At 47.7% G+C, this 10,791-nt stretch carries 9 protein-coding genes and 1 tRNA gene; 4 read left to right on the plus strand and 6 right to left on the minus strand.

Annotated features, from left to right (window positions below):
* The coding region (locus B7X71_RS07705) for a cytochrome ubiquinol oxidase subunit I (RefSeq protein ID WP_293600475.1) at positions 1-270 on the minus strand (270 nt) is incomplete at its 3' end.
* A gap of 96 nt (positions 271-366) precedes the next feature.
* Between B7X71_RS07705 and B7X71_RS07710 the strand changes: the two genes are divergently transcribed.
* Positions 367-912 carry a YggT family protein gene (locus B7X71_RS07710; RefSeq protein WP_293597548.1) on the plus strand — a complete coding sequence of 182 codons (546 nt, stop codon included), beginning with the start codon at positions 367-369 and terminating at the stop codon, positions 910-912.
* Here the strand turns inward: B7X71_RS07710 and recQ are convergent.
* From recQ to B7X71_RS07735, 5 genes are all read right to left on the minus strand, one after another.
* Positions 905-2,758, minus strand: coding sequence for a DNA helicase RecQ (gene recQ, locus B7X71_RS07715; protein WP_293597549.1), 1,854 nt, complete (start codon positions 2,756-2,758; stop codon positions 905-907). The two genes, B7X71_RS07710 and recQ, sit on opposite strands and share 8 nt — an antisense overlap.
* 88 nt (positions 2,759-2,846) lie before the next feature.
* Positions 2,847-2,936, minus strand: a tRNA-Ser gene (locus tag B7X71_RS07720).
* A gap of 54 nt (positions 2,937-2,990) precedes the next feature.
* Complete coding sequence (gene serS, locus B7X71_RS07725; protein WP_293597550.1) at positions 2,991-4,301, minus strand: serine--tRNA ligase; 1,311 nt, start codon at positions 4,299-4,301, stop codon at positions 2,991-2,993.
* A gap of 31 nt (positions 4,302-4,332) precedes the next feature.
* On the minus strand, positions 4,333-5,067 hold the full coding sequence (locus tag B7X71_RS07730) for an outer membrane lipoprotein carrier protein LolA (RefSeq protein WP_293597551.1): 735 nt from the start codon (positions 5,065-5,067) through the stop codon (positions 4,333-4,335).
* Entirely contained in the window at positions 5,027-7,339 is a 2,313-nt protein-coding gene (locus B7X71_RS07735; protein ID WP_293597552.1) for a DNA translocase FtsK, read from the minus strand. The genes B7X71_RS07730 and B7X71_RS07735 overlap by 41 nt, the downstream gene beginning before the upstream one ends.
* A 39-nt stretch (positions 7,340-7,378) precedes the next feature.
* On the opposite strand from B7X71_RS07735, the gene trxB reads away from it, so the two are divergent.
* The 3 genes from trxB to B7X71_RS07750 all read left to right on the plus strand — a co-directional run bounded on the left by trxB (position 7,379) and on the right by B7X71_RS07750 (position 10,698).
* Positions 7,379-8,335 (plus strand): thioredoxin-disulfide reductase, encoded by a 957-nt coding sequence (gene trxB, locus B7X71_RS07740; RefSeq protein ID WP_293597553.1) that lies wholly within the window; start codon positions 7,379-7,381, stop codon positions 8,333-8,335.
* Positions 8,336-8,524: 189 nt separating this feature from the next.
* On the plus strand, positions 8,525-9,061 hold the full coding sequence (gene ppa, locus B7X71_RS07745) for an inorganic diphosphatase (RefSeq protein ID WP_293597554.1): 537 nt from the start codon (positions 8,525-8,527) through the stop codon (positions 9,059-9,061).
* Between the two features lie 17 nt (positions 9,062-9,078).
* The gene (locus tag B7X71_RS07750) at positions 9,079-10,698 is read left to right on the plus strand and encodes an NAD+ synthase (RefSeq protein WP_293597555.1); all 1,620 of its coding nucleotides are present in this window, start codon (positions 9,079-9,081) and stop codon (positions 10,696-10,698) included.
* Positions 10,699-10,791 lie beyond the last annotated feature (93 nt).

Consider the following 10,791-nt stretch of genomic DNA (forward strand, 5'->3'; position numbering starts at 1 on the left):
ATTGCCTACAGTCTCCATATAGCCAGGCCAGTTCGTACCAAACTGAAAACTCATCGTGATGCCACTGACCACACCCAAGGCAAAGGTCAGAGCAAAAATCTTGACCCAAAACTGATAGGCCTCAAGCCAATAGTCCAAGCCAGTTCGGATATGCTGAATCTTAAAAAAGAAGAGAAACCACCCCAGCGCAATCGAAATGGTTGGAAAGAGAATATGAAAAGAAATATTCGCGCCAAACTGAATACGACTAAATAAAAGTGAATCGAGCACGGCTGCTCCTAGTAATTGAATTTTCTACATACAATTGTGGCACCAATTGAACAATGCCGCTGATCCCCTGCGGTTTAAACACCCTACAATGTCTCAATGTTGATACAAATCGCCAATCTCATTCTTCAGGTACTCGTTAGCATTGTTGCGGGAGCTTGCCTTTTACGCTGCTATTTACAGTGGCTTGCCTTTAATTTAGGCGCAGGGCAAAGTAAGTCCATTGGTACTTATATTTTGCCCTTAAGCAATTGGATCGTCCTTCCACTAAGGCGCTTCATACCCAGCATTGGTCGCTTTGATCTAGCGAGTTGTGTTGCAGCCTATCTTTTAATTTTGTGCAAGATTGCGATCCTGCTATTTATCTCTGGCGCCACCTCGATGGATATCTCTTGGTTAGCACTTGCATTGATTGATCTACTTGATCTTGTTCTATCAGTTCTAGTTGGCCTATTTTTTGCCAGCATCATTCTTTCTTGGGTTGGTGCAGGGACTCAAATTCAGTTCTTAGTCTCGCTATTAGTTGACCCCCTGCTCACCCCAGTTAGGAAGGCAATACCCAACTTTGGCGCCTTAGATTTATCGCCACTTGCTCTACTGCTCATCCTGCAGGTGCTGCAGATTGTGGTGGGCAACCTCAGGTAGCTGGTTGGGGCTTATTGACCTCTAGCGCCTCCTGAATGACTTGAATAAAGTATTCACCATAGCGCTCCAGCTTAGCTTGCCCGACCCCACTAATGCGACTGAATTGATCTAAGGTGGTTGGCATGGATTTAACCATCTCCTGCAATGTGCTGTCATGAAAAATCACATAGGGGGGCACCCCCTGTTCACGGGCTAGCTCAGTCCGCTTAGCCTTGAGCGCCTCCCACAGGTTTTCATCCGCAATATTGCTAAAGGGATGCGTAGAACCCTTTCTTGTTCCGGGCTTTGTGAGCTTGTTTTTGGAGTAGCCCGTTTCTTTTCTCAGCCAAACCTCTTGTTCTCCACGCAGCACCGGCAAAGCAATGCTGTCTACTAACTTTAAGCCACCATGCAATGCAATATCAGCATCTAAATAACCGCCCGCTACCAATTGGCGATAGATGCTATTCCATTGGGCCTGATTCAGTTCTGCACCAATACCAAATGTGCTTACTTGCTCATGAAAATATTGCTTAACTCTAGAGGTCACTTTACCCAAAAGCACATCGATTAGGTGGGTCACGCCAAAACGCTGACCCGTACGATATACACATGACAATGCTTTTTGCACTTCCTGGGTGGCATTCCAAGTTGATACTGACTCTAGACAGTTGTCGCAGTTACCACAACTACCAGCATGCATCTCTCCAAAGTAGCGCAGGATTGTTTGATGTCGACAGGTTGTGGATTCGCAATAGCCCAGTAAAGCATTGAGTTTTTGGCGCTCCACTCGTTTACGGTCTTCAGATGCTTCGCCAGAGTCCACCATTTGCCGTAAGCTCACCACATCCCCAAATCCGTAGGCCATCCAGGCATTTGCAGGTAAGCCGTCACGCCCTGCTCGTCCAGTTTCTTGGTAATAGCCTTCCATGCTTTTAGGGAGATCCAGATGAGCTACGAAGCGGACGTTGGGTTTATCAATACCCATACCAAACGCTACGGTTGCGACCATGATGACGCCTTCTTCACGCAAGAAGCGTTTTTGATTAGCGCTGCGTGTTTCTACACTTAAGCCAGCGTGATAGGCCATTGCATCCCACCCGCGGTCTTGCAACCATTGCGCCGTCTCTTCTACACTGCGACGCGATAGGCAATAAATAATGCCTGAGTCATCGGCATGCTCAGCATCTAAAAAGTACTCTAGCTGTTGTTTGGCACTCTGCTTTTGAAGCACTCGATACTTAATATTAGGGCGATCAAAGCTAGAGACAAACTGCTCGGCCGATTCTAGTGATAGACGTTCCACAATTTCTGCTCGGGTTGGCGCATCCGCAGTAGCCGTTAAGGCGATACGGGGCACCTTCGGAAATCGCTCATGCAGAACGGTAAGTTGGCGATATTCTGGGCGGAAATCATGACCCCATTGCGAAACGCAGTGCGCCTCATCAATAGCAAATAATGCAATTCCGGGGCCTGCATTAAGTCTATCCAGTATTGATAGAAAGCTAGAGCTCATAAGACGCTCAGGCGCTACGTAGATTAAATCAAGATCTCCTGCCAGCAATTGAGTAGTCACCTGTTGAGAGGTGGCCGCATCGAGACTAGAGTTGAGAAACGAAGCCTTCACACCCAACTGGATTAACGCATCGGCTTGATCTTGCATCAGTGCAATTAAGGGTGAAACCACTACTCCCACACCGCGACGAACCAGGGAGGGAATCTGATAGCACAGCGACTTACCAGCGCCAGTAGGCATGAGGACTAAAGCATCCCCACCTGCGACTACATGAGCAACAATCGATTCTTGAGCGCCTCGAAATTGATCAAAGCCAAAAACATCATGAAGTACTTGGCGGCTTGATTGCAACAGTAATGCTCCTTTGAAATAAAAAAGCCCCACGTCATGGCGGGGCTTTATGAATGTCGTCTCTACATTTACAAATACAGAATCTAGTTGGCGGAGAGGGTGGGATTCGAACCCACGGTAGGTTTGACCCTACGCCTGATTTCGAGTCAGGTACATTCGACCACTCTGCCACCTCTCCGAACCGAACAGCGATTATAGCTTTCGGGGATTTCTTAATTTCCCGCTCTTACTGTTAGTGGGGCTTTAATACCTCTAAGCCACCTAAGTAAGGTCGCAATGCTTTCGGAATGGCGATACTGCCATCAGCCTGCTGGCAGTTCTCCAGAAGAGCAACGCCAGTTCTGCCCACTGCAAGACCAGAACCATTCAAGGTATGCACTAACTCCGGCTTACCTTGACCAGCTTTATATCTTGCTTGCATGCGTCTAGCTTGGAAATCGCCCATATTGGAGCAAGAGCTAATCTCACGGTAAGCATTTTGTGATGGGATCCATACTTCAAGGTCATACGTTTTGGTGCTGCCAAAACCCATATCGCCCGTGCAGAGCAATACTTTTCGATATGGCAATTCAAGTAGCTCCAACACCTTTTCTGCATGCGAAGTTAATTCTTCAAGCAACTGCATTGACTCTTCTGGCTTTGCAATCTGTACGAGCTCTACCTTTTCGAACTGGTGCTGACGAATCATGCCACGCACGTCACGGCCATAGCTTCCGGCCTCAGATCTAAAGCATGGAGTATGAGCAGCAAATTTCAATGGCAACTCTTCGGCCGCAGTAATCGTGTCACGTACTAAATTGGTAACAGGTACTTCTGCCGTTGGAATCAAATAAAAATTTTCAACTTTTGCTTCGCCTGCCCCGTCTTCACCACCCATCTGGCGAGGAACCTTAAATAGATCCTCTTCAAACTTAGGTAGCTGACCAGTACCACGCATAGATGCAGCATTCACCATCAAAGGAACATAGAGCTCCTCGTAACCGTGCTGAGTTGTATGCAAGTCAATCATGAATTGCGCTAAGGCGCGATGCAATCTGGCAACAGGCCCCTTAAGAACTACAAAACGTGAGCCACTAATCTTTGCAGCCGATTCAAAATCAAGCCCTAATGGCGCACCCAAGTCGACATGGTCCTTCACGGGAAATGAAAACTCTGGGATCGCGCCCCAACGCTTCACTTCCTTATTCTCGGTCTCGTTTTTACCTACGGGAACCGCTTCATCCGGCAAATTCGGAATACCCATTAAGAAATCTACAATCTCTACCTGCAAAATTGCTAAACGTGCTGCTCCTGATTCCATATCCACGTTAATCTGCGTTGCTTCAGCCATCTCGGCAGCAGCTTCTTCGCCTTTGCCTTTTTTCATACCAATAGCTTTAGCCAGTTGGTTACGTTTAGCTTGCAATTCTTCAGTACGCGTTTGTAAAGATTTGCGTTCGGACTCTAAAGTGTTGAACTTCTCAACATCCAATTGAAATTTTCGAGTTGCCAAACGAGCGGCAACGGCTGCGATATCTTTACGGAGTAATTGCGGATCAATCATGTGATGCTCTATTAATTAATGGGTATGTACGTTAGTTTAAGCGCAAGACTTCTGCACCGGCAGGAGGTACAAAGGTAAAGCGATTGGCGGGTAGATTCACGTTGAGCTGGATCTTGTCTAAAGTCACCAATACCACGCTACCTAGACCATCTATCAGCTCTAATGCTTTTGGTAAGCTATTAGTCATTCCAACTGAGATCTTGGTGTATGGCAAGTCATTACCATTTTTTGTATTTGGGTTTTTCTTGGGTACAAGAGCAACCCATTTCATGCCCAGACGATCTTCGCCTTCAACTAAATCAAAATGCTGGTCTAGGGAAGTTTCACCAAATAGGATTGCGGCTGGAGTGGCTGCTAAAGCTTGACCAGCAGGCCTGAAGGTAGCTTGATTCAAATCCTTATCCCACATAATGAGTTGCTTGCCATCGGCAATCAGTTTTTGCTCGTATGGTTTTTGGGTATCCCAAATAAATCGGCCTGGACGCTGAAACACAAAACGCCCTTGTGTTTGGCGAACCACTTTTAAACCTTTGTCTTGGGATTCATTTGCTTTGGGTGCGCGCAACTGCTGCTGCACAAATTCCCCTTCAGCGGTTTTGGAATTGCGCACAAACTGACGCAACTGCTCAGCCCCACTCTCACCCTCCGCAATAACCAAGTTTGAAGATAAAAGAATTGTGAGCCCTAAAGCTGCTGCCAAGAAAAGTCTGCGCAAGGGAATCGCCTTATTCCGAAGGACGATGAAGGATTTCGCGATTACCGCCATTACCCATTTTCGAAACTAAGCCAGCTTTTTCCATATCCTCAAGCAAGCGTGCTGCACGGTTATAACCAATGCGCAAGTGACGCTGAACCAAGGAGATTGATGGGCGCTTATTTTCTAGAACAATAGCAACTGCCTGATCGTATAAAGGATCGGCTTCTCCGCCACCTTCACCAGTCAATGCATCAATCGTGGACTCATCGGCACCTTCCAGAACGCCGTCAATGTAGTTGGCCCCACCCTTCTCTTTGAGCCACTCCACCACACGATGAACTTCATCATCAGAAACAAAGGCGCCATGAACGCGAACCGGCAAACCGGTACCCGGAGCCATGTACAGCATGTCACCCATGCCAAGTAATGCTTCAGCGCCCTGTTGGTCTAGGATGGTGCGGCTATCAATTTTTGAACTTACCTGGAAAGAAATACGGGTTGGTACGTTGGCCTTAATGAGGCCAGTAATCACATCCACGCTTGGACGTTGAGTTGCCAATACCAAGTGAATGCCTGCAGCACGAGCCTTTTGTGCAATACGTGCAATCAACTCTTCAATCTTCTTGCCGGAGACCATCATTAAGTCAGCCAACTCATCTATCACGATCACAATTACTGGCGCCTTGTAGATTGGCTCCGGATCATCTGGAGTCAAACTAAATGGATTGGTGAGCTTCTCGCCTTTTTCTTCCGCTTCTAATATCTTTTTATTAAATCCAGCAAGGTTACGTACACCAAACTTACTCATCAGTTTATAGCGACGCTCCATCTCATTCACAGCCCAATTGAGAGCGTTATACGCCTGCTTCATATCAGTAACGACGGGGCACAAGAGGTGTGGAATCTTGTCGTACATGGCCATCTCGAGCATCTTCGGATCAATCATGATCAGACGCACTTCATCGGGCTTGGCCTTAAAGAGAATGGACAAAATCATGGCATTAATACCAACGGACTTACCAGCCCCAGTCGTACCAGCAACTAAGCAATGCGGCATCTTTGCCAAGTCAGCAACAATCGGACTACCCGAAATATCTTTACCCAAAGACAAGGTCAAGTTGGAATGACTATCGTTGTAGACCTGTGAACTCAAAATCTCAGAAAGGTAAACCGATTGACGTGTTGGGTTTGGCAATTCCAAAGCCATGCAAGTCTTACCTGGAATAGTTTCAACCACGCGCATACTCACTACGCCCAACGAACGCGCTAAGTCACGTGAGAGATTCACAATCTGGCTGCCCTTCACACCAACAGCAGGATCGATTTCATAACGGGTTACCACTGGGCCTGGATAGGCTGCAATGACTTTCACTTCTACATTGAACTCAGCTAACTTGCGCTCAATGAGGCGAGATGTAAATTCCAGCACATCTGCTGAAATGGTTTCTTTTGCTTCTGGCACCGGATCAAGCAAAGCTAAAGGCGGTAATTCTGAATCAGGGATATCCACAAACAGCGGTTGCTGCTTCTCACGCTCAACTCGAGCGCTCTTTGGAATCTCTACTGGAGTACGAACAATCTGTACGGGCTTAGCAATTTCAACGCGCCCGCGAAACTCTTCAACAAACTCTTCCCGCTCTTCGGCAGCCGCTTCACCTAGCTTGCGATCCTCTTCACTATCGCGACGCTCACGTAAGCGGTTGTAGGCAAGCTCAAGCGAGCGCCCTACTTTTTCAGCGACATCTAGCCAAGAAAAATGGAGGAATAAGGAGAGGCCAGCGCAAAGGGTAAACAGCAAAACCAGGGTTGAGCCAGTAAAACCCAAGGTCATTTGCAGGGGATCGCCAATCAGTTCCCCCAAAATGCCTCCAGGAGGCCTTGGAAGCTCCCAGGTCAACGAATGCAGGCGGATGGACTCAAGAGCCATACTGCTCAATAAAGTCAGCCCAAAGCCCAGCCAACGAATTAATAAGGAGTCAGGCTTGGTATCTGGGTCTAGGGGCAGGGGAATACTCCAAAGCTCGCGCCAGCCACTGAGAACACGGCGACCAAAGAGAACAACCCACCAAAAAGCAGAGATACCGAAAATATAGAGCAATAAATCAGCTAAATAGGCCCCAAAACGCCCACCTAGGTTCTTAGGAACCTCAAAACTGGCATGAGACCAAGCGGGATCAGCCTTGGAATAAGTCACCAAAATGGCCAATAAACCCAAACAAAGGCCAAAGGAGATAAACCAACGGGCCTCTAAAAAGAGACGGGGCATCCTACCCTGCCCTTGATTCTCAGGGGGCTGGGGACTTAAAGGGGTTTTGGACTTCGGGTATGTCGTTCTTGCCATGTTCCACCGATTGTAATCAAGCAATCCTATAATTTGGTGATGACTACAAATACCCCAAAACACTCCAAAGTCCTCATTCTAGGTTCAGGCCCTGCCGGCTACACAGCTGCTGTTTACGCTGCCCGCGCTAATTTGAACCCAACCCTCATCACTGGCCTGGCACAGGGCGGTCAATTAATGACAACTACCGATGTAGAAAATTGGCCAGCAGATCCAGATGGTGTTCAAGGGCCAGAGCTCATGGATCGCTTTTTGAAACATGCGGAGCGCTTTAATACCAACATCATCTTTGATCACATTCACACTGCTGCGCTGACTGAAAAGCCTATCCGCTTAGTTGGTGACTCCGGTACTTACACCTGCGATGCTTTAATTATTTCAACAGGTGCTTCTGCTCAATACATTGGCCTTCCAAGTGAGGAAGCATTTATGGGTCGCGGCGTTTCTGGTTGCGCAACATGTGATGGCTTCTTTTATCGCAATCAAGATGTCTGCGTAGTCGGTGGCGGTAATACGGCTGTAGAAGAAGCACTCTATCTCACAGGCATTGCCAAAAAAGTAACCGTGATTCATCGTCGCGATAAATTCCGTGCAGAGCCAATCCTCAATGACCGCCTGATGGCCAAAGTTGCCGAAGGTAAAGTCGAGCTCAAATTGAACTCCACCCTTGACGAAGTCTTGGGCGATGAAAAAGGTGTCACCGGTGTTCGTATTAAGAAAGCTGATGGCAGTACAGAAGATGTTGCCGTTACCGGCGCCTTTATTGCCATTGGCCACAAACCGAATACCGATTTATTTGTTGGTCAGCTGGATATGAATAATGGCTACCTAAAGACTCACTCTGGATTGGAAGGCAATGCCACTGCCACCAATATCCCTGGAGTATTTGCAGCGGGCGATGTGCAGGATCATATTTATCGCCAAGCGATTACCAGCGCAGGCACAGGGTGTATGGCTGCATTAGATGCACAGCGTTACTTGGAGACCCTGGATTAACAGCGACTGAACTAACGCAAAATAGCGCCCGGCTTTGCTGCGCGTTTTCATTCCAACTCAGATAGAGGTTTACCCCGACCAAATTGCGCCCTTGGAGCCCTTTTAAGTCGGCTGGAAAGCTTTAAAATAAGTTTCATCACCCCTCTTTGCTAATATCGAGGTATCCATTAATCACTAGCCGGAGCATTTATGAGTTACGACAAGGTCAGCCCAGGTAAGAAAATCCCAGAATCATTCAACGTCATTATTGAGATCCCAATGAATGCGGATCCGGTGAAGTATGAAGTGGACAAAGAAACTGGCTGCCTCTTCGTAGATCGCTTCATGGGCACAGCAATGCACTACCCATGCAACTACGGTTATATACCTAAGACGGTTGCTGGTGACGGCGATCCTGTGGACGTTCTTGTCATTACTCCATTTGCATTAGTTCCAGGCTCAGTAGTGAGCTGTCGCGCTATTGGCATGTTAGAGATGGAGGATGAAGGCGGACAAGATGCGAAGTTGTTGGCTGTTCCAGAAGACAAAATTTTGCCAATCTATAAGCATTTGCAAAAACCTGAAGATGTAAATGAATTGCTCCTCGCCCAAATTCAACACTTCTTCGAGCACTACAAAGATCTCGAAAAAGGTAAGTGGGTAAAAGTCAAAGGTTGGACTGGTGTTGCTGGTGCCCATAAAGAAATTTTGGACGGCATCGAAGGCTACACTAAGTCACAGAAGTAATTTCGTAGTCATTTGGAGTGAGCTCGCAAAAAATCGCCCTAGCGCAAATCAACCCTCTTTTGGGTGATTTGTCTGGCAACGCGCAGCTCATCTCTCAAGCTGCCGCAGATGCTTATGCACAAGGCGCCACTCTAGTTCTGACGCCAGAGCTCTCGCTCACCGGCTACCCTCCAGAAGATTTACTCCTGCGCCCAGCCTTTATTGAGGCCGCCGATCGTGAGCTCAGCTGCTTAATGCTAGAGCTTCAGAAATTTCCAGGGCTGACTGTCATTGTTGGTCACCCCAAGAAAACTGCCGCTGGCTTGCAAAACTACGCGTCGGTCATTCGTGATGGCAAAGTCATTGCCGGCTATGCCAAACAAGAATTGCCAAACCATGAAGTATTTGATGAGGTGCGTTACTTCACGCCAGGTAACGAAGCCTGTGTCTTTGAAAATACCGGCATTCAGTACGGTCTCATTCTTTGTGAAGATGCTTGGCATGCTGGTCCTGCAAAGCAGGCTCATGCAGCCGGCGCACAAGTGCTGCTAGTTCTCAATGCCTCGCCTTATCACCTCCAAAAGGAATCTTTACGCATTGAGGTGCTACGCAAACAGATTGCCGTAAGTAAGATGCCTTTGGTCTATGTCAACGCAGTAGGCGGACAAGATGAATTGGTTTTTGATGGTGGATCATTTGCTTTAAATAGTGCAGGCAAAGTGGTTATGACTATGCCGCAGTTTGAAACTGCTCTTGGCTACGTCGATGTCAATGCTTCGGCCGATTTGGAGCCAGGAGCTCTAGTGACTCCATCTAGCGTAGAAGCCCAGGCTTACCAAGCACTGGTTTTAGGTGTGCGTGACTATGTTCAGAAAAATCGTTTTCCGGGAGTCATTATTGGCCTCTCCGGAGGAGTTGACTCTGCATTGGTCTTGGCGATTGCGGTGGATGCCTTAGGTGCCGATAAGGTTCGCACCGTCATGATGGCTTCACGGTACACCGCTGACATCTCTTGGATTGATGCCAGGGAAATGGCTCAGAATCTGGGCGTTCAATACGATGAGATTCCGATTAGCGAACCTGTGGATGCTTTAGAGCATGCTTTAGCTGAACATTTCAAGGGCTTGAAGCTCGATGCTACTGAAGAGAATATTCAGGCGCGAGTGCGAGGCACTCTTCTGATGGCGCTCTCCAATAAAACCGGTCGCCTAGTTTTAACAACGGGCAACAAGAGTGAGATGGCTGTCGGTTACTGCACGCTATACGGAGATATGGCCGGAGGCTTTGCCGTCATTAAGGATATTGCCAAAACTTTGGTCTATCGCCTGTGCGCCTATCGCAATAGTATTGCCCCGATTATTCCGGAGCGGATTTTGACACGCGCTCCCTCCGCAGAATTACGCCCCGACCAGACCGATCAAGATAGCTTGCCATCGTACGAAATATTAGATGGCATCGTAGAGCGGTATATGGAGCAAAACCAATCTATCGCCCAAATCATCGCCGCTGGATTTGATCCTGACAGCGTAGAAAAAGTGACTCGCCTGATTAAACTCAATGAATACAAGCGTCGCCAAGCACCTCCAGGCGTTCGCGTGACCACCCGAGCCTTTGGGCGTGACTGGCGTTACCCGATTACCTCTCAATTTAGAGCGTAACTGGGCATTGGTTTTCAGTTCTAGGTATGATTACTGTATTAAGGGGAATATATGAAGCTAATCACATCCATTATTAAGCCGTTCAAACTTGAC

It is taken from the genome of Polynucleobacter sp. 39-46-10 (assembly GCF_002282275.1).